8 protein-coding genes and 2 pseudogenes are annotated in these 25,917 nt (G+C 70.6%); 2 read left to right on the forward strand and 8 right to left on the reverse strand.

What is annotated here, in order from left to right:
• Positions 1-107: 107 nt before the first annotated feature.
• The 5 genes and pseudogenes from ACGFRF_RS25700 to mqnP all read right to left on the reverse strand — a co-directional run bounded on the left by ACGFRF_RS25700 (position 108) and on the right by mqnP (position 8,165).
• Positions 108-530: a BBE domain-containing protein gene (locus tag ACGFRF_RS25700; protein ID WP_393743678.1), complete on the reverse strand. Its 423-nt coding sequence runs from the start codon at positions 528-530 to the stop codon at positions 108-110.
• 499 nt (positions 531-1,029) lie between these two features.
• Positions 1,030-1,686 (reverse strand): annotated as a pseudogene (locus ACGFRF_RS25705) (FAD-binding oxidoreductase); the annotation flags it as partial.
• A 104-nt stretch (positions 1,687-1,790) separates the two neighbouring features.
• Positions 1,791-5,843: a ricin-type beta-trefoil lectin domain protein gene (locus ACGFRF_RS25710; RefSeq protein ID WP_393743680.1), complete on the reverse strand. Its 4,053-nt coding sequence runs from the start codon at positions 5,841-5,843 to the stop codon at positions 1,791-1,793.
• Positions 5,844-6,162: 319 nt separating this feature from the next.
• Positions 6,163-6,789, reverse strand: a complete 627-nt coding sequence (locus ACGFRF_RS25715) for a DUF1345 domain-containing protein (protein WP_393743682.1) — start codon at positions 6,787-6,789, stop codon at positions 6,163-6,165.
• A gap of 467 nt (positions 6,790-7,256) precedes the next feature.
• Entirely contained in the window at positions 7,257-8,165 is a 909-nt protein-coding gene (mqnP, locus tag ACGFRF_RS25720; protein WP_393743684.1) for a menaquinone biosynthesis prenyltransferase MqnP, read from the reverse strand.
• Between the two features lie 401 nt (positions 8,166-8,566).
• Here mqnP and ACGFRF_RS25725 point away from each other — a divergent pair, with 401 nt between their 5' ends.
• Positions 8,567-9,976, forward strand: coding sequence for a DUF6461 domain-containing protein (locus ACGFRF_RS25725; protein ID WP_393743686.1), 1,410 nt, complete (start codon positions 8,567-8,569; stop codon positions 9,974-9,976).
• A gap of 155 nt (positions 9,977-10,131) precedes the next feature.
• Positions 10,132-10,887, forward strand: a complete 756-nt coding sequence (locus ACGFRF_RS25730; protein ID WP_393743688.1) for a dienelactone hydrolase family protein — start codon at positions 10,132-10,134, stop codon at positions 10,885-10,887.
• Between the two features lie 289 nt (positions 10,888-11,176).
• Here ACGFRF_RS25730 and ACGFRF_RS25735 read toward each other — a convergent pair whose 3' ends face one another.
• The 3 genes and pseudogenes from ACGFRF_RS25735 to ACGFRF_RS25745 all read right to left on the reverse strand — a co-directional run.
• A complete protein-coding gene (locus ACGFRF_RS25735; protein WP_393743690.1) occupies positions 11,177-11,983 on the reverse strand; it encodes a mycofactocin-coupled SDR family oxidoreductase in 807 nt (268 codons plus the stop codon).
• 882 nt (positions 11,984-12,865) lie between these two features.
• Positions 12,866-13,615, reverse strand: coding sequence for a type VII secretion system-associated protein (locus tag ACGFRF_RS25740; RefSeq protein WP_393743692.1), 750 nt, complete (start codon positions 13,613-13,615; stop codon positions 12,866-12,868).
• Positions 13,616-13,674: 59 nt separating this feature from the next.
• Positions 13,675-25,917: pseudogene (locus ACGFRF_RS25745) on the reverse strand (hypothetical protein); the annotation flags it as partial.

The raw sequence follows: 25,917 nt of genomic DNA on the forward strand, positions 1-25,917 counted from the left end.
GGACCCGTCCCGGGCCGGCTGCGGAGCCGTCTGCACCAGTCCCTCCGTTTCTCGTGCTCGGCGCGAGAGTGCCGTTCGGGAGGTGATCCCGGGAGGCGGCCCGTCGGCTACCCCGGCAGCACGTTGTGATTGATCCGGAACACATTGCTTGGATCCAGCCGCTTCTTCACCGCGGCCAGCCGTGCGTAACGCTCGTCGCCGTACAGCCGCCGCATCTCCGTCTCGGTCGAGGCGGCCAGGGGCGAGAGGAAGTTGAGCACGGTTCGCTGGTCGGCCCAGGGGGACATGCCCTCGGCGAAGGCGGCCAAGGCGTCCGTCACCGGCTGCGCCTCGGCCCTCGGCGCGACCCCGAGGGCGAAAGCCATGAAGGGCAGTCCGCGCGAGGGCACCGCGTTGGGCGCGGGCGGCTCCCGGTCCAGGGCGCCGCCCAGGGCAGGGATCTCCACGCTGGCGAGCGGACAACCGGAACCGGGGCCGGTGAGCGTGGTGAGGGCTGCCGCGGTGGCCGCGGAGAACTCCCGCAGACCCATGCTTGTCTCCGAGACGGGCGCCGGCCGCACCGGGTCCCGGTGGATCTCGCCCACCTGGTCGAAGGGGCGCTCGTCGACGGTGTCCAGGAGACGGACGGCCGCCCGGCGCAGCGGGGCGACCAGACGCTCGCCCCGGGCGGCCGGACCCAGGTGGCCGATCCGGACGTGCAGGACGAACGCCCCCCCGCAGGACGCCGGGCAGGGCCGGATCGTCCGGCAGCCGCTGCACGGCCGCCGACGAGGTCGTGTCCTCGTCCACCGTCTCCAGCCACGCCCGCCACACGGCGAGCACGTCGGCTGCGTCCTCGCCGCGGAACCACAGACCGCCGCCGTAGAACCGGGTCACCGGGAAGACCGCGAACTCCATGGCGACCACGATGCCGAAGTTGCCCTTGCAGCCGAGCAGTGCCCAGTAGAGCTCCGGATCGCTGTCCGGCGTCACCCGCAGCAGGTCACCGTCGGCCGTGACGACGTCCAGGCGGCGCACCTGGTCGGCGCCGTACCCGTGCCTGCGGCTCAGCAGCGGGCCGATGCCCCCGCCCAGGGTGTAGCCGACGACGCCCACGTCGGGTGCCGAGCCGCTGAGCGGCGCGAGGCCGTGCTCGACCGTCTTCGCGACGACCTGACGCCACCGGGCGCCCGCGCCGACGGTCACCGTGCGGGCCGTCGGGTCGACACGTATCCCGGCCATGCGGGCGGTGGTGACCAGCAGCCAGTCGCCGCTGTCCGGCAGGACCGGCTGGTGGCCACCGTTGCGTACCGCCACCGGCATGCCGTGTGCCCCCGCGAACCGCACGGCGGCCACCACGTCCGCGGGACGGGCGGCCCCGACGACGATGGTGGGCCGCACCGCGCGCAGCACGTTGTGGCCGGCGCACTCCGTCTCGTAGGCGGGGTCTTCGGCCGTCAGGACCGGGCCGAGGACGGCTTCGCGCAGTGCGGTGAGGTGGGAGCGCCGGCCCGGTCGGCCGGTCGCGCTGTGCGTCGTACTCATGCTCCGTACACGCGACCGGCGCGAAGGCCGGTTCATCGGTTCAGGTGTGAGGGTGGTGAGTCTCAGCGGACCCGTGCCGTCGGCGCATACGTCCACGCTTCGTGCGACGGTGAATTCCTCCGACCGCTGCAGTCGGCCGAGGAGTACAGCGTCACCACCCATATGTGGGTGACCGAATGACCGCTTCCGGACCGGCTCCCCCCAGGCGTACGGGCGCCCGCCCCCCGGACGGGAGCGGGCGCCCTCATGGCCGTACCGGCAGACCGTCAGGCCCGCTCGGCCGAGGTGGAAACGGCGGTTGCCGAAGTCGCCGCCGGCAGGCTCCACTTCTGCTGCTCGGAGCCGCCGCAGGTCCAGATCTGCAGCTTGGTTCCGTTGGCGGAGCTCGCGCCGGTGGCGTCCAGGCAGCGGCCGGACAGCGTGTTGACCAGGCTGCCGTTGGCGCCCGCCGTCCACTTCTGCCCGCTGCTCCCGTTGCACACCTGGAGCGTCACCGCTGTACCGCTGGCGGTGGCGTTGTTCGCGACACCGGCGCAGCTGCCGAGGATCTGCACACTGCCGTCGCCGGCCACCGACCAGTCCTGGGAGACACCCGTGCCGCAGGTGTTCAGCTGGAGCGCGGTGGCGGCGGCGTTGGTGGAACCCGACCCGGCGAGGTCGACGCACTTGCCGCCGATGCCGGTGATGTGCCCGGTGGGCACACCGGCGGGCAGCTGCCAGCGCTGGTTGTCGGAGACAGCGCAGGACCAGATCTGCAAGGGGGTACCGTTCGTGGAGCTGGGGCCGGTGGCGTCGAGACAGGAGCCCGACCTCTTCGCGACCAGGCCGCGGTTGGCGGCCCACGTCCACTGCTGATCCTGCGAGGACGCGTCGCAGGCCGCCAGCACCACCCGGGTGCCGTTGGCGGTCGCGCCGTCCTTCACGGCCATGCACATCCCGAGCACGCTCACCGTGCCGTCGATGTTGACCGTCCACTTCTGCGAGGCACCCGTGCCGCAGGTGTTGAGCTGTACCTGGGTGCCCGCGGCGCTGGTGGAACCGGACCCGGCCAGGTCGGCGCATTTGCCGCCGTACCCGGAGATGCGGCCGCTCGGACCGCCGACGGGCAGCTGCCACACCTTGGCCGGGGTCACCGGACCGCACGTCCACAGCCACAGCACCGCGCCCACCGCCGAGGAGGTGTCCTTGACGTCCAGGCACTTGCCGGACAGGCCGTTGACCAGACCGCCGTCGGCACCCGCGTGCCACTGCTGCGCGGCGGAGCCGTCACAGATCTCCAGCACCACCTGGGTGCCGTTGTCGGCCGTGCCGCCGCCCTCGGGCGTCATGCACCGCGAGTCGAACAGCCTGAGGGTGCCGTCGGCGGCGACCTTCCACTGCTGCGAGTCGGCCGGCCCACAGGTGTTCAGGACCAGCTGGGTGCCCGGCGTCTGACGACCGCCGTCACTGTCGGCGCACATGCCCTCGATGCCGGTGAGGTGCCCCTGCGGCCCGGCCGGAGTGGTCGGCAGGCCGAACTTCTGCCCGGTGGTGGTGGTCGCGCAGGCCGCGGTGACCACGGGCGTGCCGACGGTGGTCGAGGAGCCCTTGACCTCGGCGCACAGCCCGGACGCCCGGTTGACCAGGCTGCGGTCCGCGGCGGCCGTCCACTGCTGTGCGGTGGAGCCGTCGCAGGCCGCCAGCACCAGCGTGGTACCGGGGGCACCGCTCTTCGCGGCGGGCATCACACACTTGCCCTGCACCCACAGCGAGCCGTCCCTGCCCGCGATCCACACCTGCGAGGCGTCGCCGTCACAGGCGCCGGTCTGCACCGCCGTACCGTTGGCGAGTCCGGAGGCGTGGTCGAGGCACGTCCCGCCGACGGCGGTGAGCGGTCCGACCGGACCGGCCGGAGCGGGGGACGCGGAGAAGTCCAGCCCGATCTGCGTCCTGCCCAGACGCCTGGGCAGTTCGGCGGGTTCGCCGCCGATCTTCTCGAACGGCAACGAGGTGACCGGCGCCGACTGGCGCTCGATCAGATACGCGTGCCCGGCTTTGGCGGGCAGGGTGAACCGCGCGGCGGTGGAGAACGCCACGACCGTCGACCCGTCCGCCGCGTCCACGACACCGGCCGACTCGCCGGGCCACGGGTTGCGGGTGACGAAGGAGGCGGTCGAGCCGGCCTCCAGGGCCACGGTGACCGGGACACCGCCCCGGACCTGCACATCCACCTTGGCGTCGCCGTGCACCGACACCGTGCCGTCGACATCCCAGTCGGAGGGGACCGCCGGGGCGATCCGCAGCACGTCGTCGTAGTCCTGCACCAGCGCCTCGTTGACCGCGGCGGCGATCACCCCGTCGGTCTCGCTGTACGGCTCCCGGCCGGTCTGCACGTTGTTGTTGCTGGTCAGACCGGACGGGTAGAGCTGATTGGTGACGTTGAACAGCAGGCCCGCCTTGACGGCGCCGGCGTCGCCGAGGCGGGCCGCCTGGAGCGCGTCGAAGCTCCAGTTGGCGTCATCGGGCCAGCGGCGGTGGTCGTAGGTGCGCTGCGCGAGGTCGTGCAGCGCACCGGTGTCACCGATCAGACCGTAGGGCCACACCGCCTCCAGGTCCAGGTTCTCGGAGTTGTGCGTCTCGGCGGCCGGCTCGGCCGACAGCGCGATGACGTCCTCGCCGGAGGAGTCCGCCGAGGGGGTGAGCACCTGGGTGTGGGTGGCGGCGTCCGTACGCGGCAGCGGCGGCAACTTCGCCTGTGCGGCCGTCAGCTGGGTCTGGAAGTCGGTGTCGGTACCGAGCGCCTTGGCCGCCGAGACGACCACCGGGAACAGCGCCTGCATGGCCGCGACGTCCGTGACCGGGTCGCTGACGTCCCACTGGGTCTCGTGCGCGTTGGCCCTGGTGTGCAGCAGACCGTCGCTCCCGGTCGTGGCGTACGACAGCAGGAACTGCGCGCTGGACTTCATCAGCGGGTAGCTCTCCCGCAGGAACGCCAGGTCGCCGCTGGTGCGGTACTGCTGCCACAGCGCCAGCGACACCTCCGCGCCGGTGGAGACGGTCTGCGCGTTGTACGACGTCTCACCCGCCTCGCAGGCGGCGTTGCCCGTGCCGGCGTCGAACCAGCCGTTGCCGTTGAACCGCATCGTCTCGGGGACGCAGGCGCCGGTGTGCCCCGGCATGTGGTCCTTCGTCCAGGCCTCGATGTTCGCCAGGTTCGACGTGTAGAGGTCGTAGAACGGTGTGTTGAGGTCGGAGACGCCCGAGGTCAGGTTGGCGGCGGCCTGCATGCGCAGGTTCCACCACCAGTAGTCGCGCGGAGCCCAGTCGTGCTCGTCGCGGGTGAAGGAGAACAGGTCCGCGACACCGGCCTGGGTGCCGGGCAGCGGGCCCCGGTTGCTGGCGGCCGACTGGTAGAGGAAGACCGTCCGCAGGTTCTCGACGTAGGAGCCCGTCCCGTCGGCCGACTCGATCTTCATCGTGGCGGCACGGTCCCAGAAGTCGTGCCACCAGGCGGTGTGCGCGGTCTTCAGGTCGGCGGAGGAGACGGTGGCGTCGCTGCCCAGGTACGACGTCGCCGTCGCGCCCGCGTCGCCGCCGGCCCAGTGCGGGGCGGCGATCACGACCCGGAACGAGCCGTCGGCCGCCGGGTTGAACGCGACCTGCACGGTGTCCCCGTCGGTCACCGACGAGGTGACGTTCCGTCCGCCGGCCGTGAGGCCGAGCAGCGTGCCGTACGTGTCCCCGGTGCCGCCGGTCCCGTCGTCCTTCCACGTCTCGGCGAGGGTGGCGACCGCGCCGGCGGCGGTGGTGGACGGCGAGCGCCCGTCCCACAGGTCGCCGCGCACCGTCTGGGCGCTGTCCGGGTCGGCGCCGGTGACGTCCACGACGAGCTCGTCGCGGTCGGCCCGCGTGTAGATGGTCGCCGTCATGCCGCCGCCGGACTCGGTGAGCACACCGTCGTACAGGTTCAGGCGGGCGGAGAAGTCGTCGGCCTCGGTGAGGGTCTTCAGACCCGGGATGGTCACCCGGCCGGGGGACTTGCGGTCGGGGAAGGCGTCGCCGCGGTTGAGCTGGGCCGTGAGGCCGTCCGCGGCCCACACCGCCGCGCCCAGTGTGCCGTTGCCGAGTGGCATGGACTGGGCGGGGTCGGTGTTGGCCTGCCCGAGCACGATGTCGGAGCGGTGGACCACGGCGGCGCGGTCCACCTGAAAGGCGTTGTTCTGCCAGGCCGTCGTGGGAGCGGCCTGCGCCGCCGCCGTCCCCTGCGACGTCGCCGTCGCTGCGACGGCCGGTGGGCTGAGGAGTCCGAGGGCCAGGGCGGTCACGGCACCGGCGGCCATGAGCGTGCTCCGGCCGGGTCTGTGCCGGCGCATCGGGTCCTTCGCATCGGGTGAAGGCCGCCCGTCGGCGGAAGTTCTGGTTCTCACACCGCGATGACGTGGGCGGGACGACACCGAGTTCATGCGCCGGTGGGGTGACGGCCGATATGCCGCGTCCGGTCCAGTCCCCGTGCGGTACGCCGCCACTCCCTGGTCACGGACGCCGGCGCGCAAGTTGGCCGAAAACGGCACTGCGACCGGTGGGCGGTCACACGTGCCGGGCGAGCAACCGTGCTGATCCATGACGGCGTTGGCTGCTGGTCAGCGAGGTGACGCGGGGTCAGCCGGTGATGACACCCACCGCGATGCCGAGCGTCGCCGTGTTGTAGATGAACGCGAGGATGCTGTGCGACAGGATCTTGGACCGGATCCTGGAGGTCTGGGTCTCCACGTCCGATACGGAGAACGTGGTGCCCAACGTGAAGGAGAAATACGCGAAGTCGACGAAGTTCGGGCGCTTGGCGTTCGGGAAGACGAGCACCTCCTCCGGCAGCGCGCGGTAGTACTCCTGGGCGTAGCGCTCGGCGTACCCGAACTGGAGGATCGCCCAGGCCAGGAGGACAGCCGGGACGCCCACCACCTTGGACAGGAACTCCGCGTCCCCGTTCCCCTTGTTGACGACGATCAACACACCGGCGCTGATCCCGATGACGGCGGTGAGTACGGTGAAGACGTAGCCCGTACGGCGGCCCTGGATATTCCTGAGCCACTCGGCGTCTTCACCGTCGATGTGGCTCTTCCGGGCCCTGAGGCGGAACACCCGGGTGGACAGGTAGACCACGGCCAGGACGTCCCACAGCCCTATGTAGAGCATGGTGTGCTTCTCGAAGACGGCGATGGCGGCACCGAGCAGGATCAGCACGGCCTCGATGGTCCGTGACATGAGAAGCGCAGCTTTGTTGAACATGATTCCTCTTCAGGGATTCCGCGGGTCACGTGCGGGAGGAGACTCATCCGGAGACGTGCCGGAGGGAAGACACCCTAGCCGACGCCAAGTCACATACGTGTCTTGACACATGGGCCCCCTGACGTCCGATGCGGCGGCCCTGCCTGCCGAACGAACACCAGATGACGAGCGGCAGTTGCTTCCCCACCAGTCATGAACACGTGTCTCCCGACGAGTGGGTCCTCGTCGGGAGTCGGGAGTCGGGAGTCGGACGGAGCACGGTTCCGGGCACAGCGGCGCTTGCCCACGGACGCCGGCGGCAACAGCTCTCTTCGAGAACACCGCCGCGCGATCGACGGCGCGTCGCAGCGGATCGTCGAACGGCATCGCCCACTGCACCCAGGCCGACCCGGCCTACGGCGAAGGCGTCCGCAAGAGGGGAGGACGCTCCACAGGCCGCACGGGTCCCTTTCCGGGAGCATTCCGGCTCAGCGGAGGGAGAGACCCCGCACCAGCAGGTCGAGCAGTGCGCACACGAACAGGGCGATGCCGATGAAGCCGTTCACCTGGAAGAAGGCGCGCTTGAGGCGCGACAGGTCGTGCGGGCGGACCAGGGTGTGCTCATAGCCGAAAGCCCCGGCCACGATGAGCAGACCCAGCCACAGAAGCGGGCCCGCGTGGGTGGCGAGGGCGTACCAGACGAACAGGGCCGTCGTGATGGTGTGGCAGGCCCGCGCCCCCCAGATGGCGGCCGGGACGCCGAATCGCGCCGGCACCGACTTCACACCGATCGCGCGGTCGGTGTCGACGTCCTGGCAGGCGTAGATCAGGTCGAAGCCGCCGATCCATATGCCCACCGCGCCGCCGAGGATCACCGCGTCCCAGTTCCAGGTACCGGTCACGGCCAGCCAGGCTCCGACCGGCCCCATCGTCTGGGCCAGTGCGAGGAAGGCCTGCGGGAAGTTCGTGAAGCGCTTGGCGTAGGGGTAGACCACCATGGGCACCACGGCTACGGGTGCCAGCGCCAGGCACAGGGGGTTCAACAGGGCCGCGGCAGCGAGGAAGACCACGACGGCGATCAGCGCACCGGTCCGCGCGTTCCGCACGGACACGGCGCCGGCCACCAGCTCACGCCCGGCGGTGCGCGGGTTGCGGGCGTCGATCTCACGGTCGATGATCCGGTTCGCGGCCATCGCGAAGGTGCGCAGGGCCACCATCGCCACGGTCACCAGCAGCAGGTTCACCCACTGGACGGCGCGGTCCCGCTCGTACATGGCGGTGAGGGCGGCGATGTAGGCGAAGGGCAGCGCGAACACCGAGTGCTCGATCATCACCAGGCGCAAGAACGCCCGGGTGTTCCCCGGACCCGGGGCTGCCACGGAAGCAGCGGTACTCACCTGCTCATACTCCTTGCTCCACCGCAGGTCGCAAGGTGGCGACAGGTGTGAGGATCGCATTGGTATGTCTGAGGCCGCTCATACTAGCCATGTGTGGCCCATGCACACATCCACGCCGGCATGACCCACCACCGGCCGGAACGTCAGGCATTACCGGGCTCGACTCGGCTGCGCGTGCCATGGGTCCTGAGCGGAACCCGGAGGCGAGGAAGTGCGGGCCGGCGGACCGTCCCGGAGCCGATCCGAGAGGTGTGAACCTTTCGAAGTCCCGAACCCGTTGTCGGATCGTAAGGCTCCGCCGCGCGATCGAGGTGCGGCGGGCCGGCGGCCGTTCCTTCCCCCGGCGGGACGGCCGCCTTCCGCTGCGCGCGCCGCCGCGCTGTCGATCCCTGGAGGCCGCGGTGAGCACCGCTGACACGACCGTGCTGAGGGCGGGCCGACCGCTCATCCTCGCGTCCCTGGTGTCGCCCGGCGGCGCCTACGCCCTGGAGCATCGGCGCGACGGCAGGGCCGTCCTGCGTGACCGCGTCCAGGGGCGCGACCTGTGGCACGTCGGCATTCCGGGCACGGCGCCGGGGCAGCTCACCCTGCTCCACGACGGGCGTCTGGTGCTGGAGGCCTGGCCCAGAGTGCCCGTCTGGATCTCGGGGGACCCCGACCCCAGAGCGGTCACCGCCATGGTCACCGACCAGGGGCGCCTCGTCCTCACCGACCCGGACGGCGGTCTGCGCTGGAGCCGGGATCCGCTGAGCGAGGCCGAACTGGCCACCCACCGCCCCGCGACCGGCGACCGGCTGCTGCCCGGTCAGGTGCTGTCCGAGCCGCTCGTCTCCCCGAACGGGCAGTACCGGCTCAGCCACTCCCCGGGCGGCGAGACCGTCCTCGCTACATCCGGTGACCGGGGGGACCGCCAGGTCTGGTCGCGTCACGTGCAAGCACCCGGCGAGCTGACCCTGGGCACCGACGGCATCCTGCGCGCCGGCACCAACTCCATGGTCCTGCTGCGCTGGACCGGCCGCTACCGGCTGGATCCGACAGCCGTCCGGATCTCCGCGGTGGTGGTGCGCGACCAGGGAGACGTCGTGCTGCTCGACGAGAACGGCGACGAGTTCTACGACAGCAGGACGGCCCAGGAAGAGGCCCGGCTCGCCAAGCTCCGCCGTTCGGAGGACCGCAGGCGGGCCAGGGAGGCCGCCAGGCCCGTGCGTCCGCCCGGCACCGGCCTGCCCCGGGACTGGTTCGACCTGCTGGACCTGTCCGAGGGACCGTACACCCTCACGCTGGTGGAGCACACCGACGAAGGGGAGGCCTTGCAACGCCTGGGCGCCTCCGCCGAGGCGATCAGGACCACGACGTACCGGGACCTCCTGGAGGCGGCTTTCCGGGATCCGGACAGCGACTGCGCGAGCGCGCTCGCGGTGCGCACGGGTGACCATGCCGTGGTCGTCGAGCCGTGCGGCTACCAAGCCGTGGAACGCGGGAAGGACCTGTCCCGCGGGACCAGCGCGATCGTCTACTACCGGGACTACGACGGCTGGCAGTCCCTCGCCTGGTACCGGGACGGGAAACTGCTCGCCGGGTACGGGGAGGACGACTCCTCCCGGCTGGAGCGCGGCAAGGCGGCCCCCAGGGGAGCGGAGCGGAGCGCCTTCGTCCCGTTCATGGAGCAGATCGGCATGGGCCGGTACCGGGAGGACGAGGAGAGCGCCTTCCTGCCGCCGGCCGTCGAGGTGGCCTTGCTGGCGGCGGGGGTACGGCTGAGCGGCGAGGACTTCGCCGGCGCGCATGCCGGAGCCGTGTTCGGCATCTAGCGCCCGGCCGCGACTCCCGTCCGGGCAGAGACACACGTATCAATTGGTCATGGCGAACGGGAATCGCGGGACGAACATGTGTGTCGACATGTGAAGCGGGGTGGTGTGCCGTGATGCCGCCGCCCGTCCCGGCCACACTGAAAGGCAGCCCCGCCATGAGCGCCCTGAGCAGCACCTCCGTGGACATCGCCACCGCCGACGGTATCGCCGACGCGTATCTCGTCCACCCGGACGACGGGAAGGCACATCCGGGGGTGCTCATGTACCAGGACGCGTTCGGGCTGCGCCCGCATCTGAAGGCGATGGCCGACCGGCTGGCGGCGTCCGGCTACACGGTGCTCGTCCCGAACGTCTTCTACCGGCACGGTCCCGCCCCGGTCGTGGAGCTGCCCGAGTTCATCGACATGGAGGCCCGCCCGGACATCGTGGAGAAGATCGTCCCGGTCATGGAGTCGCTCACGCCGGAACTGAGCGAGCGCGACGCAGGGGCCTACCTGGCGTGGCTCGCGGACGCGCCGCAGGTCGCGGACGGGCCGGTGGGCATCACCGGATACTGCATGGGCGCCCGGCTCGCGCTGTACACGGCGGGCACCCATCCGGACCGGGTCGCGGCGGCGGCGGGCTTCCACGGCGGCTGGCTGGCGAGCGAGGCGCCCGACAGCCCGCACCTGCTCGCCGGCCGGGTCACGGCCGAGCTGTACTTCGCGCACGCCGACGACGACCCGTCGATGCCCGAGGAGCAGGTCCGCCGCCTGGAGCAGGCGCTCACCGAGGCGGGCGTCAAGCACCGGTGCGAGGTCTACGAGGGCGCGCACCACGGCTACACCCAGTCCGACACCGCCGCCTACAACCCCGCAGCGGCCGAGCGGCACTGGACCGAACTCCTCACCCTGTTCGCCCGCGCCCTCTGAGAGCACGGCGCGTCACGGTTGCGATGTCGGTCCCTTCGGCCCCTTCGCCGGTGCGCGGTTCCCCCGGATGACGGCGGATCCCGGTCGTACCACGGCGAGCGGTGGGTCCCCGAACACCAGAGACAGCCATCCGAACGGGCGCCAAGCAGACGCGTGGAGTCCGACGGGAGGGCCGCCACCGTCGCCGGGCCTTCCTTCGCGCCGGGCCGGACGAGGAGGTCGGCCCGGTGGACGCCGTGACACAGAAGCCGGCGCCGCCGCCCTGGACACCGGGGAGCACGTCGCGCGGTCAGTGACTGATCAGGCCGGCGTTCACGGGCATGGCCGTACCGGTGACGTACCGCGATTCGTCGGACGCCAGGTACAGCACCGCGTTGCTGACGTCCGCGGGCTCGACGGTGTCGGCCTCGAATCCGCGGTGGAACGCGCACTCCGCGTGGGTGTCCCCCTGGGCGTCCGCCACCGCGGGCAGGGTCTGCGGCATGCCCGTTCCCGATACGCCGATCGGGCGGACCGCGTTGACACGGATGCGCTCCTCGATCAGTTCGGCCGACAGTGAGCGCACCAGTCCGAAGACACCGTGCTGAGAGGTCGTGTACGCCTCCGCGCAGGGCAGGCCCTCGACGCTGGCGACCGAGCCGGTGACCACGACCGAACCGCCGCCGCGGGCCTGCAGATGGGGAATCGTGGCGACCATCGTGTTCCAGGTACCTGTGAGGTTCACACCCAGCACGGCCTCCCACTGCTGCCCGTCCGTGTCGTTCCACCGCCCGAACGCCGCCACACCCGCGTTGGCCACCACGATGTCCAGGCCCCCGAGTTCGGCGACCCCGGCTTCCACCGCCTCCGTGAGGGCCTGCCGTTCGCGGACGTCCACCTTGGCCGTCACGACCCGGCGGCCCGCCTCGGCCACCAGGTCCCCGGTGGTGCGCAGTTCGTCGAGGGTGGCCATCGGATAGCTGATGCCGGCGACCGGTGCGCAGATGTCCAGCGCGATGATGTCGGCGCCCTCCTCGGCGAGGCGCACGGCGTGGCTGCGGCCCAGCCCGCGTGCCGCGCCCGTCACCAGTGCGATCTTGTTCTCCACACGTCCCATACCGTCTCCTCGAAGAAGAAGTGTGTCCGCCGTCGGAGGGGCGGAAGCCGTCAGCCGAGCCGGTGCACGACCGGCGGGCCGGCCCGGCCGGCTTGGGGACCCGGGGTTTCGGCCCGCCCACTGGGGACACGGAATCCGGGGGCGCTGGGGATCACATGTCCGTCGCGGGGCCCGGCAGGCGGCGACAGACTGTCGTCCCGGTTGATCGGTCCGGAGGCCGCCGCGTGCGCCTGGGCCCGCTCCTCCGGCAGGCGTTCCGCCTGGCGATCTCCCAGGTCCGCTCGGACCAGGGCGTGGGCTTCGGGGCGCCCGGGTACAGACGGACGACGGTCCGGCTGCCGTGCGCGTGCGTCGTCCTGCCGTCGGCCGAGCACACCGGCAGCCGACCGTGGCGGACGTGGCGCCCATCCGCGTCATCCACAGGTGCACGGCGTACTCGCCGATCCCCGACACAGCGAGGCCGCAGGTGATCCCGGGGACAGACCTCGATGGTGCAGCCGTTCGGTCGACGACCGGGTGGTCGTGCAGGTTGCGGCTCACTCCGGGCAGCTCGCGGAAGACCTCCACTCCGGCCTCGCGCGGTTCCTGGGCCGGCGCGCGGCAGGAACTGGGTGGAGCCGATGCCACCGGCCGTCAGGGCCACCTCACGCGCGGCCCGCGCGGTGAACGCCCGACCACGCCACCCGGGCCACCGAGGCGTCGAGCCTGCCGAACCCCTGCCTTCAGCACGACTCCAGAGGCGCCTGAAACCCGCCCAGCTCGCGCGGGGTGAGCAGACGTGCAGCTGGCGCACCGGGTTCTCGGGCGGCTCCCGCCGGCCTCCGTCTCCTCGGCCGGGTCAGACGGCCGGCGGCGTTCGACCGCCGCCGCCGGCCGGTGGGGTCAGGGACCGACGGAGGCCTGAAGCGGCTCCTTGGCCTCCGCGGACTGTGTGGGCACGGGCCCGAAGGGCGGTTCGAGGTCCGGCGACAGGTCTTCCGGACGCTCGGCTTCGGCCGACGACCGGGCCACCGTCTCCCGCAACACCTCGGTCCGCACGCGCATGGCGACCGGGCCGGCGGGGTTGAGGTAGAACTCGTGACCGGCCGGAAGCTCGTCCAGCAATTCGACTACGGGGGCGGTACGCGCGCTCAGCCGCCCGACGCCCAGCAACTGGTCCACGGCCGTGTAGACGGGGACCACTGCGGCGCCGTCCTGGGAAAGGGCGGTGACGAAGGATCCGTCCAGCGTGGTGAGGACGGCGACCTCCTCGGCCTCGGCGAGGGCCTCCAGAACTGCTTCGACAGTTCCGAGTCCGGTCGCCGCCGCCTGCATCGCCTCGTCCACCGGATCCGTCGGATCGGCCCAGCCGAGGGCCAGGGGGGAGGGCCGGTAATCGTCATTCGGGCGCCAGGCGACGATCAGCCCCTTGGAATCGATCTGCCACTCACCGACGATTGCCCAGGACGGCACATCATCCTCGTCCGCCCAGAAGGGATCGACCTCCGTGAGCCACTGGCCACGCGCGAAACGGGCGGCGCTGATGATCTCCGGTGGCGGGATGGGCAGGGCGATGGAGTCGGAGTCGTCATGTGTGTCGTCGGTGGGTGCCGGATCCATGTTCCGCCCGGTAAGTGCGTGCTGCTCCGTCATGCGCAGTTCCTGTCACAGAGACAAAAGCTAGTGGCGATCGACTTGGTGCGGGATTGGCCCTATCTGTTCGGCAGTGCTCCTCCAAAGGCCGTGTACATGGCCATCATCTCCGGGTCCACATGTTGTCCCTTGATCAGGCGCAGGAATACTTCCGCAACGAATTCCAGCGGGTTTTGCCCGGCGTATCCGGGCATCGCGGCACTGGTGGTGGCGCTGGCGGCGAGCCGTTGCGTCCTGGCGTCGATCCAATTCGCAGCACCCACTTCTTCGTAGAGAGCGAGGTTTCGGGTGAAGTGTAGAGCGTGCCCGATCTCATGTATGAGGGCGTCCTCGCTCACGTTGCTCTTGGCGAGGATCACGATCGCCGACGGGGGTAGGAAGAAGGCCACCCGGCCGTCATGGAGAAGCGACTGTACGCCCTCGGTGTCGATCTTGCGTTCCTCCACCACCTTGTTCTGGTTGATGACGTAGTGCGTGTTGTTGTAGCGCGAGACGTGCACTTCCAGTTCAGGCACGTCAAACCTGGCGAGGGTCCTCTGAACTGCCGCCGTGTATGTTGCCACCGCATGTCTCTTGAATTCGTTGCTGGGATCCGAGTGCAACGTGAACCGGGTGTTCCCGACCTTGTGCCTGGTGGCCTCCGGCCTCCGCAACGCGGCGTCCTGGCGGCTGTTCTGGTGCCTCGCCTGATACGCGAAGAACGATTTCAGCGCCGGATGGTAGTTCGCCAGGTTGTCCTGCTCAGAACGCGACAAGGGGGCTGAGTGCTGTGTGACGGACCCCTTCCCCAAGGCGTCCGTCAGAAGTTGGTAGTGCTCCCTCCTGGTGTTTTCTCGGCTGCGGAAATACTCCAGAACGACAGTGCCTTCCCTGCCGGTCGGGTGATTCCTGTAGCGCGGCGCTTCACTCCATTGCTTGGCGCTCTCGGGCTTCATGACCAAGTATTTGTGCAGCTCGGGTGCCATGGCTGGCCCGAGGTTCTGTGCCACCTGGTGCGACGCCGCACTCGAAGGCTGCGGGTTCTGCCGCTGCGGCGCGTCCGCGCGCCGCGGTGCCCTGTGCGGCCCGGCCGTCTGGTGAGGCACCGGGTGACCGGGAGGCTGCGCGTACATCGCCCCTTGGGGGTGGACGTGTGTCGGGGCGTACGCCTGCGGACCGCCCTGCGGCGGCGCGCTCGGGGGCATGGCCTGGAACTGGTGAGGAACGCTGTATCCGGTGCCGGCCAGGGGCCTCGACGAGTGGCCGGCCTGTGGAGCACCGAAATGGCCGACGGCGGGTTGCTGCGCGTACACCGCGCCCTGGGGGTGGACAAGTGTGGGGGCGTACACCCGCGGACCGCCCTGCGGCGGCGCGCCCAGGGGCATGGGCTGGGACTGGTGGGGAACGCTGTATCCGGTGCCGGCCGGGGGCCTCGACGAGCTACGGCCACGCGGCGGTTGTTCCGTGCGGTGTCCGGAGGCCGAGGGCGGTCTTCCGGGCATGCCGCTTACCCATGACGGCTGCTGGCCGGTCGGTTGAGCGTGCACCGGGTGTCGCGAGTGGGGGTGTGGCTGGGGGGTGCCGTGCCAGGTCGGGTTCACGTTCATTCCCTGGAACTGGCCGGCGAGACTGTCGACGCTGACCCGGCTCGAGGAACGTCTGTGCCCGGTGACGGGAGCGCCGGTCGGGTGCGCCTGGACAGTGCCGTGCGGGCTTGTCCAGTGCTGATCGTGACCTGTGCCGGGTCGCGTCGTCGAAGAGGAACGCTGCCGCGGCGGCGCCTGGCCACCCCAGGTCGGCTGATGGCCGGCGTTCTGCGGGTGGATCGTCCCTTCGGGATGAGGGAGGCTGTCTCTGCGCGTGCTGTCACGGGAAACCGAACGCTTGAATGTGTCTGCGATGCGTCCGAAGACACTCCGGCTCCTCGAGCGGCCCCGCCCCGCATCGCTCGCCACCGATACGAAGCTGCGATGACTTTCGCGGGTGTCCGAGCGCTCCAGGCTGTAGCCGATGTCGAGCTGGCCCGACGAGCTGTTCCTGCTCTGATGCCGATATACCGGTTCCGAGGGCATACGGTTCTGTGTCAGCTGAGCCAGATGCTCTTGCAAGTTTTTCACAGCACCGGTGGCCTTGCTGCTGCCCCGCCCTGCGAGCGTGTGCAAGTAAGCATCGATACTGCGATTGACCGCGTCCACGGATCCGCCATTGAAGACCCAGGCTTCCGTAGCGTCATAAACGCTGGCGAAGTGCCTTTTCCCCCGTGCTTCTGCCGGAGTGGACCGGAGCCATCTCGTGACGTAAGCGTCAGGTGCCGCCGGCGCATGGTGCGTGCCGGTCATTCCGGGGTGCGTTCCGTAGCCCGGCCGTGCCGGACCCGCCCCATGACCCTGGACAACCGGCACACCCGCGGATATGTCCGCTGTTTTCGGTTTCAGCAGCGGCATACCGCCGCCGAGCCCCGGCCCCTCGTACCGCTGCACCTGCGGCAGCGGCTCGCCGTTCGTCACCTCGAACCAGTGCGCCTCCGCCTCGGACAAGGCGTGACCGGCCCACACGTACTCGTCGTAAGCCTGCGCCAGGCGCACGTCGTCGTCGACGCCGCCCACGCCTTGCCCGATGTGTTCCCGTATTCCCTCCAGCACCGACTCGGCACGTGCCAGATCGAGCCGGGCGGACGTGAGCGCCGCGCCCGCGTCGATCACCGCGTCCTCGTCCCGGGCGCGGTCCACGTCGTCGCCCTCCCAGACGTGGGCACGCTCCTTGCCCTTGTCCACCGGCGCTCCGACGGCATCGTCGGCGTGCGTTCCGTCGGCGTGTGTTCCGTCGGCCGTCGGGGCAGGTGCGGTGACCGTCACATGCGGAGCGACGACCGTGTGCTCGGTGATCTGGGAGGCCGGAACCGAAAGGCCGACGGGCACCACTCCGGTGGCCTCGGTGGAGGAGTCCCCGTGGTGGAAGGCGAAGGTGAACTTCACATGGCCGTCGAAGTGTTCGAGCGGGACAGGGATCTTCGCGTTGTCGAAGACACGGCCTCCGCTGGCCTGGTCGGCCCGGCTGCGGTACCGGAAACCCCCGCCGAAGGTCAGACCCGCCCCCAGCTTGCTGTGCAGGGCACCCGAGCGCGCCCCCAGCTGGCTCACCAGCAGGAACTGCCGAGAATGCAGTCCGCGCCGGCTGAACAGGGAGAACTTCTCGCTGGCCAGCGCCACTTCGGCCTTCGCCTCCGGACGCGTGTGCGTGAGGTCGACCACCTCGGCCCTGACCGACACCCAGGCCTCACGGCCGTTCACCCTGAACGACTCGCCCCGCAGCTCACCGCCACGGGTCAGGTGCGGCAGCGCGGCCATCAGCCGGTCCTTGCCGAACTCCGCCATGACCAACGTGCTCCGCCGGCTGCCCACCTGGGTGACGTCGGACCACGCTCTTCCGAACACGTTGCGCCCCTCGGTGTCCAGCAGGTCCCGCAGCGACCCGACGTCCGGCAGATCGCGGACGAGCTGGCCGTCCGACATGCCGTGGGTCCACAGCGATCGTGGCGGCTGCGGCACCACCGAGGTACTCGCGGACGCGTCCCTCGCCGGGCGCGGGGGCACGGAACCGGGCCGCGGCGCCTCGAAGCGGGCCTGCTCGGCCCCCGAGACCTTGACGGCGTCGGCGCTCTGCACCAGCGCCTGGAAGCCGATCTCGGCCTCCCCGACCTTGCGCACGCGCACGCCGAACGTCCGCTTGGTCATGGAGGGAGAGCCGTTCGGCCCCGCCTCGGCAAGCTTGGCGGCGGCCGATGCCCGGATGCGCTCGGTCTGCGCATTGAGCGCGTCATGGAACTCGGTCCGTGCCTGGTCCCGCCGCGCCCGCACAGCCTCGGACTGCAGCAGAGCGCGCTCCAGCTCGCGTCGCGGACCGTCCGGGCCCTGGGGCCGCTCGTCGTCCCCGGGCCGCTGGCCGTCCCCGGGCCGCTGGCCGTCCCCGTTCCGCACGGCCGGGTCCGGACCGTGGGCATGGCCGTCGGACATCCGGTCGAGCAGTTCAGCGACCCGGAGTTCCTGCGCCTCGAGCTGCCCCTCCAGATGCACGAAACGATCGCGCAGCTGACCGATGTGGAGCTGTTCCCGCGCCGTGCCCTCCGGTACCCGCGTGTCGACACCGGGTCCGAACAACCGCCACCGGTCCCGGAACGCGACATGCAGCCGTGCTACACCGTCGAAGACGCTGCCGGGCACCTTGGTCTTGGTGCCGGCGGCGGAGCGGACGCCGGTCGACGTGTCCGCGATGTCCTCGACCTGGGAGGTGTGCGTCAGCGTCCCCCCGGCGAACACCTCCGCCGGGGAGCCGCCCAGCGGATCGGAGGTCCCGACCACCGTGAGGTTGGTGGCGTCGGCGGTGACCTGGGGGCCGGAGCCGTGCGGATCCGTCCGACCGCTGCTGGTGACGCCGAGCGTGGCCGAGTTGAACTCGGTCGCCTTGGTGTTCGCGGTGTGGGTCATCTCCTTCACGCTCGCGGTGATGGCCAGTTCACGGCCGTTCACCCGGACGACCCACGGCTGCCCGGCCATCATGGACCTCAGCCGCCGCTGGAACTCGGAGCCGTGCAGACGCTCCGCGAGCTTCAGCCGGGCCGCCTCCCACTTCTTGCCGGAGCCGAACACCTTCGGTCCGGTCGCGTCCAGCTGGCGCAACACGTCCTGCACCAGTTCGGCGGCGTGCGCGTCGGGCGCCCCGGCCCTGTCGGCCCCCACCGGGCGTACGTCGAGCACGACATCGTCGGCGCCGAGGCGCAAGGTCCGCGCGATCCGGTCGGGCACGCGGAAGTGCTGCTCCGGTCCGGGCGCTTCACCGGTCGTGGGATCCACCGGCAGATCCCGCACGGGGAACGCGAACTGACCGCTGTTGACGACGGTGAACGTCCGCCGGCCGCCGTCGGCTCCCGGGAGCACGTGGGGGAGGCGGACCTCCACGGTGTACGTCACGTCGCCCTCGAAGAGGGCGGCCGGTTCGACGGTCTTGTCCTTGGAGACCACGCCGCCGCGGTGATCCACGCTGCTGCCGGACAGCACGTCACGGTGTCGCTGGTGGCCGACGGAGAACGAGACGTGCGGCGCCTTGAAGCCGGCCCGCTGCCACAGGCTCCGGCGGGCGTTGCCGTCCTTCTGGGCGGCCGACGCTGCGGCGGACTCGGTGCCGTGCTCGAACTCGAAGTCCTTCACCACCCGCAGGTACCGGGTCATCTCGGCCCTGGCCGAGGTGATGTGTATGTCGGCTCTCACCGGACCGCCCTCGAAGACGCCGCCCCAGGTCTCGCCGGCGGTCAGCCCGGCAGTCCTGGGCTGAAGCGCGTCCGAGTCGAAGAAGTGGCCGATCTCGGCCTCCACCTGGTCCCAGTGCTCACCGAACGTGCCGGAGAGGTTCTCCTTCATCGCCGCGACGACCCGGTCCCCGGGCAGCTCCAGAACGACGTCCCCGTTGCCGATACGACCGTTGACCGCCCGTTCCGGCGGTTGGAAGGCGAGGTGCGCTTCCGGCGTGGACCCGGCGGACGAGGGTGCCTCGTGGGCGGTCCCGGAACCGGCCGGCGCCGGGCGGACCGGCACGGTGTCGCCGGCGGCCACCGGGTGCACGGGGTTCCCGGGCACGGCCGTGGCCGAGTCCGCCGTCCGCTCGTGTACGGCCGGCCCGCCGTCGGCGGAGGCGTCCGGCCGGGTGAACACCTGCGTGCCGGCGCCGTCCCGCGCGACCTCGAAGCGCTGGGCATGGGCCTGCGGGAACGCCACGACGAAACGCACCTGCGTCTGGCCCCGGTGCGCCCCTGACACGTCCGGCCGGCTGACAGCGGCGTCGACGCTCACCGTGGCGATGTACGCCACCATCGGCTCCGGGTACTTGGCACTGGCCACACTGCTGTAGCCGTCGGACATCCCGGCACCGGTCCGGTACCGGTGCGCGATGCCCGCGCCCGGGGCGTGCACACTCAGGAGCACATCGTTGCCGAGGTCCGGTTCCACGCCCCCCTGCGCCCACTCGCCGTGCGTGACGGCCGACCCCGTACGGGTGCTCAGTTCGTCCGTCACGTCGTTCAGCAGGTTCACCTCGGCCGCGTCGAGAACCCGCAGGTACTCCAACGACTCCAGCCGCCCGTTCAGGCTGAGCTGGGCATCGGACCGCAGCGGCGCCGGCAGCGGGATGCTGTGGGCGGTGGTGCCGCGAGTGATCCGGGGGAGGTTCGTGGCGAGCTGTTCCCGGGTGGCCAGGTCATGAGCGGCCGGACGTACGACACGCCAGTGGGAAGCGAAGAAGTCACGGCCGATCCCGTCCAGGAGATCACCGAGCTTGGGCAGGTGGGCGGCGTCCGGCGACCCCTCCTCCCCGGCCAGGACGTCGAGGACGACCGTGTGGGCCGGAAGCCCGGTCCAGACCTGGGGCGACGGCTGCCAGGCGGTGTCCCCGGGCTCCAGCGGCGTCCCGGTCATACGGCGGGGCTGCTGCGGCTGCTCGGCGGCCGAGAAGACGGTCGGCTCCGAGACCCCACGCGCGTCGCCGGCGTCCACCAGAACCTGGAAACCGATCCGGGCCCGGGCACCGCGCGACGGAGCGGACCCGGACGTCCCCGGGTGCGGCGCGGTGCCGGGAGAGTCCGACGCGGTCGTTCCCGAAGACGCGCCGAGCGGGTCGGCACGATGGACGAAGGTGAGGGCGGCCGTACCGTCGAAGACGGCACCGGGCACCTTCATCTTGATCGCGGTGCCCGTTCTGACCGAGTGCTGATCGACCACGGTGCCGTCACGGTCGAACTCGCCCTGCACGGTACCGGTGACCGTCGTCGGACCCGCGTGCAGATCACCGCTCTGCGCGTTCATCGCCGCGCGGAAGGACTGTTCGGAGACCTCCGCGTCGGAGAAGACCCGGGTGACGTCCGAACCGGTGTTGAACTCCGTCCTGTCGGTGTTCCGCACATGCTTCATCGACGTGACCTCGGCGGAGACCAGCAGACTCCCCCGGTCCCCGCCCAGGTCGATCTCCAGTGCCTCGCCCGCCGTCAGGCCCTTCAGCTCGTACTGCAGGACGTCCAGGGAGTCGAGGCGGTCCCCGACCGTCCTCCGGATCCCGCTCCATTCGGAGCCGAAGACGCGCCGCCCGTACGACTCCAGTGAGGTGGGTTCGTCCGGGGAACCGAACAGGTGCTCGTGCAGAGTTCCGGTGACGCGTTCGCCGTTCGCGTCCACGAGGAACACGTCACGGACGGTGTCCATGCCACCGAGCGCCAGCGTCTGCTCGACCCGCAACGGAGCCGTGTAGTGCCGGGCGTCGGGCGTCTCGGACAGCGGGCGGGTGTCCCCCTCGGCGGTGGCCACGGGCACCGTTGCCGACACCTGGACCCGACTGGTGCGCGCACCGTCGCCGGCATCCCACGTGATGCCCTTGCCGAGGGAGCCGCGGACCGCCGAGAAGTCGAACTCCAACCGGACCCCGGCATCGATGCGCAACGCCGGCTCCGGCGTCTTCGTACGGCTGAACAACCGGCCGCTGGACAACGTGCGGTGCGAACGGGAATGGGACCAGTTCGCGGACAGGCTTCCCGTCAGTTCGGTGCGCTCGGCCGCTTTGCCCTTCACCAGCAGGCCGCCGGTGACGGTCGAACGCTTGTCGCGCTGGAAGCCGTCGCGGATGAGCGATTCGCTGCCGTCCTCGAACTCGAGGCTGTCGAAGACACCGACCGTCTCGGCCCGCGTGACCTCGGCCCGGACCGGGACCTCACCGCTGAAGCCGGCCACGTCCAGGGTGAGGGTGCGCACTTCACCACGGGTCATCGCCGACAGCGACGGCCAAATGGTGCGGCGCAGCTGGTCTCCCCAGTCCGCCGACAGCGCTTCACGCTCGGCCGGGTCCAGCACGGCGTCGAGACGTGCCACCACGTCCTCCAGGACAGCGGTGGCGGCGTCCTGGGACGGCAGGACACGGTCCGCGCCGCCGATCTGACCGACGACCGTCATCCTGGCGGGAGGCGGGGGCAGCGACCCGGCGACCGGAGCCGGGGAGAGATGGTCTCCCGCGGAGGTCGCTCGGGCCTCCGCCGCCCCGGCCTCCGGCACGCGGTCGTGGGGCGGGGCCGGCTCCGCGGCGGCCCCGGCCGGATGAGCGCCGGGCGTCACGGCTGACGCGTCCGGGACTTCGGTCTGCCGGGGCGACTGCGAGTCGCGGACACCGTGGCCCTCGCCCTGGGCGGGCGCCGCCGTGGACACCTCCTGCCCGTCGTGGACGTCGGCCCGGTCCGGCGCAAGCCCACCGGAGCGGGACGAGTCCCAGGGCACGCCGCTTGCGTGTACGGGGCCGCTCGGCCGGGGCTGGGCACTGCCGTCCGCCGCCGTTCCGGTGTGGGGGACATCGGAGTCGATGCCGTGGGCGGCGGGTGACGTGAGCATGGAGAAGACCGAGTCGACGACGCTCGGGCGAGTCGTCTCGACGGGGGACGAGGCCTCATCGGTGCGCGCGGACGGCTCTTCACCACGGACCCCGACACCGGGGCCGTCGAGGTCCTGGGTCACGTCCGGGTGCTCGGCGGCCTGTGGCCGGACCGGCTGCCCGTCGGCTTCGGTGGTCACCCCGTCCGGTTCGCCGGGGGCCGGCTCCTGCTCGTTGAGCGCGGTGAAGTCGCGGAAGCCTTGCCAGAGGTTGTTCTCGGCTGTGGTCGCGCTGAGAGGGTTGTATCCGGTGTCGGGCGGGGTGGGGCTGTCGTAGAGGCGGTGCAGGAGGGGGGCGAGGCCGGGCTCGTTCCGGGTGACCCATTCGACGCCGTTGTTGCGGGGCAGGCCGGTGTGGGGATCGTTCCCGTGATTCGCGCCGAGGTAGGCGTTCGCGGTCTGGGCGAAGTACTCCTCGACGTCGCGGGACGCGTAGTTGTCGTTCCCGTCGGCGTCACGGAGGGGGCCGTCTGCCCATTCGGCGTCGGGGCCCGTGTCCTTCTTGGCGGTGAAAGCCGTGCCGACGAGGTCACGGTCGGTGTCGGTCAGCCCGAAGTGGTAGATCAGATGGTGCAGTTCGTGGCTGACGGAGGAGTAGCCGTCGCTCTGGTGCGGCTGGTCGTCGCTGACGGGGGTGTGCTCACCGAGGAGGTTCTCCTCGGCGACCAGGACGAGGCGGTGGTCCGTGAGGGTGGCACCGCGCACCGTGTCCAGGGGACGGCCGTCGGGGGCGTGCGGGCTGTCGGGCAGGCCGGCGGTCTCGGCGGCGGTGCTGGTGCGGGGGATGATCCTGACGCGGACGCCGCTGGCGGCGACGCGGGCGGCGGTGTCGGGGTCGGCCAGGACGGTGGAGAGCTGGCGGGTGAGTTCCAGGCGCGCAGCGACCGGGCGTTCGACTCCGGCGGGTACGTCGATGAGGGACTGGGCGATGCGGACGGCTTCGGTGTCGGGCAGTGCCTGGTAGAAGTCCACGCCCAGTCCTGGCGGATCCGTCTCCACGGCCGGCCGGACCGCCCCGGCCGGCGGCTCGGCACTGAAGCCGCCGCCGAATTGGTCGCCTGAGCTGGTTCCGGCTTTGCGGAAGTGTTCGGCCCAGTCGGTGGCGGATCCGACGGTTTTCTGGAGTTGGACGCGGGTGGCGACGGGGACGTCGACGGCGATTTTGGTGCCGATGGTGGGGTTTTCGGCGTGTTGTTTCTTCCAGTAGGCGAGTTCTTGTTCGGCGATGAAGCGGTGTGCTTGTTCGGCGCGGGGGTCGTTGGCGGGGATTTTGTAGAGGTCGGTGAGTTCGGGGCGTTGGAAGACGGTGTGGATGTCGCGTGCGCCGTTCTCGCCGGCGGCGAGGCGGATGGCTTCGATGGATCGGGCGATGCCGGAGCCGACGGTTTCTTGTCCGTCGAGGCCGGAGTCTTTGAGGACTTTGTCGATGTGGGTGATGGCGAGTTGGCGGGAGTTGGTGGTGGGGCGGGGGTCCTGGTTGAGGCGCAGGACGCTGAAGCTGGAGCGGATCATGTCCCGCCAGGTGCCGCCCGTGTCCTCGGGGCGGGTTCCGCCGGGCATGCGGGTGTCGTGACGGTAAGGGGCGTCGGTCAGCAGGCGCAGGCCCAGCGCCATCGCACCGGGGAGGTCGCCGGGGTGCTGCAGGAGGTGACCGGCGACGATGAGCCCGTCCTGTTCCAGCCGTGTCAGCTCTGCCGGGTCCGTCGTCTCGTCCAGGCGGGTGGTGAGGCCGGGTTCGGGGGTGTGACCGAGCAGTTGGAACGCGGTGGCGAGTGCGCGTTCGGGTGGTCCGAGCACGGTGTGTTCGGAGTCTTCCTCGCCCGCGGGTGACTTCTCCCAGCGCCGCCAATGGCCGGCGAAGCCTTCCAGACGCCTGTCCCGCTCGGCACCGGAAACGGTGTCACGCCCAGCCGTGTGATCCGAACCCGAACCCGAACCCCTGCCGGTGCCGGTGCCGGTGTCGTGGACAGATGTGTCGGTGTGGTGGCCGTATGAGTTGAGGGCGTCGGTGAGGGTCTGGAGGTGTTCTTCGGTGAGGAGTTCGCGGGTGGCGGGGTCGTTGAGGAGGTGTTGCAGGCCGGATATGGCGGAGTTGCTGGTGTCGGCGTTGAATTGGAAGCTGCCGCCGAATGGGTCGCTTGTGCTGGTTCCGGCTTTGCGGAAGTGTTCGGCCCAGTCGGTGGCGGATCCGACGGTTTTCTGGAGTTGGACGCGGGTGGCGACGGGGACGTCGACGGCGATTTTGGTGCCGATGGTGGGGTTTTCGGCGTGTTGTTTTTTCCAGTAGGCGAGTTCTTGTTCGGCGATGAAGCGGTGTGCTTGTTCGGCGCGGGGGTCGTTGGCGGGGATTTTGTAGAGGTCGGTGAGTTCGGGGCGTTGGAAGACGGTGTGGATGTCGCGGGCGCCGTTCTCGCCGGCGGCGAGGCGGATGGCTTCGATGGATCGGGCGATGCCGGAGCCGACGGTTTCCTGTCCGTCGAGGCCGGAGTCTTTGAGGACTTTGTCGATGTGGGTGATGGCGAGTTGGCGGGAGTTGGTGGTGGGGCGGGGGTCCTGGTTGAGGCGCAGGACGCTGAAGCTGGAGCGGATCATGTCCCGCCAGGTGCCACCCGCGTCCTCGGGGCGGGTTCCGCCGGGCATGCGGGTGTCGTGACGGTAAGGGGCGTCGGTCAGCAGGCGCAGGCCCAGCGCCATCGCACCGGGGAGGTCGCCGGGGTGCTGCAGGAGGTGACCGGCGACGATGGCGGCGTCCTGGTCCAGCCGGGACAGGCCGGTGAGGTCCGGTCCGGCTTCGTCCAGGCGGGTGGTGAGCCCGGGTTCGGGGGTGTGACCGAGCAGCCGGATCGCGGTCAGCAGTGCGTCGTGGACGGGGACACCGGCTTGCAGTTCCTGCGGTCCGTCGTCACGCACCGGTGACTTCTCCCACCGCCGCCAATGGCTGGTGAAGTCTTCCAGACGCCTGTTCCGCTCGGCACCGGAAACGGTGTCGCGCACAGCCGGGCCCGCGTCGGTGTCGGTGTTGCGGACAGCTGTGCCGGTGTTGAGGGCGTTGGTGAGGGTTTGGAGGTGTTCCTCGCTGAGCTGGGCGGTGATGTCGGGGTCGTTGAGGAGGTGCTGCAGGCCGGATATGGCGGAGTCGCTGGTGTCGGCGATGAACGTGACGTGCTCGTTCGGGCCGCTCCAGTGGCCGCTGGCGTCGGCAGGGGCTTTGGGGGTGGTGAGGGCTTCGGGGGTGGGGTGGGGCAGGCCGAGGGTGTCGCGGTAGGCGGTGGCGTGGGCTTTGGCGAGTTCGGCGCCGGTGGTGGGCTCGTTCTGGTGGGCGGCGAGGATGTTCGCGACGTCGGTGAGGACGGAGTAGGCGGCCGGGTGGGTGTCGGCGAGACCCCCGGCCAGGTGCGGCGGCATGTCGATGACCGAGCCGGTGATACTCGAGGCCTGGGTGATGATCCGCTGGTAGGCGGTGTCACCGAGGTCTGCCCGCAGCTGGTCGTGGATGGCTTGGGTTTCGTGTGGTGGTCGCAGAGCGGTGGGGTCAGGCGTGATTTCCGTGTCTGTGGTGTCTGTGGTGTCTGCGGCGCTGGCTGTATCTGTGGTGTGTTCGGTGTTGGTGCTGGTGCTGGTGCTGGTGTTGGTGCTTGTGGTGTGTGTGGTGGTGTGTGTGGTGCTGGTGGTGAGGACGGTGTGTTCGTAGTCGGTGTTGTCGCTTTCGTCGGTGATCCAGTCGATGTTCTGCCAGCGGTTGATTTCCCGGGGGTCGAGGATGGCGGCTTCTTCGTGGGGGGTGGTGGTGCCGAGGTTGTAGGACTGGATGTGGTGGGCGAGTGCGATGGCGAGGGTGGTGGGGCCGGTGAGGAAGGCGCCGTTTCCTTC

Origin of the sequence: Streptomyces sp. NPDC048521 (assembly GCF_043199855.1) — a bacterium.
In the GTDB taxonomy this organism is placed as follows: domain Bacteria; phylum Actinomycetota; class Actinomycetes; order Streptomycetales; family Streptomycetaceae; genus Streptomyces.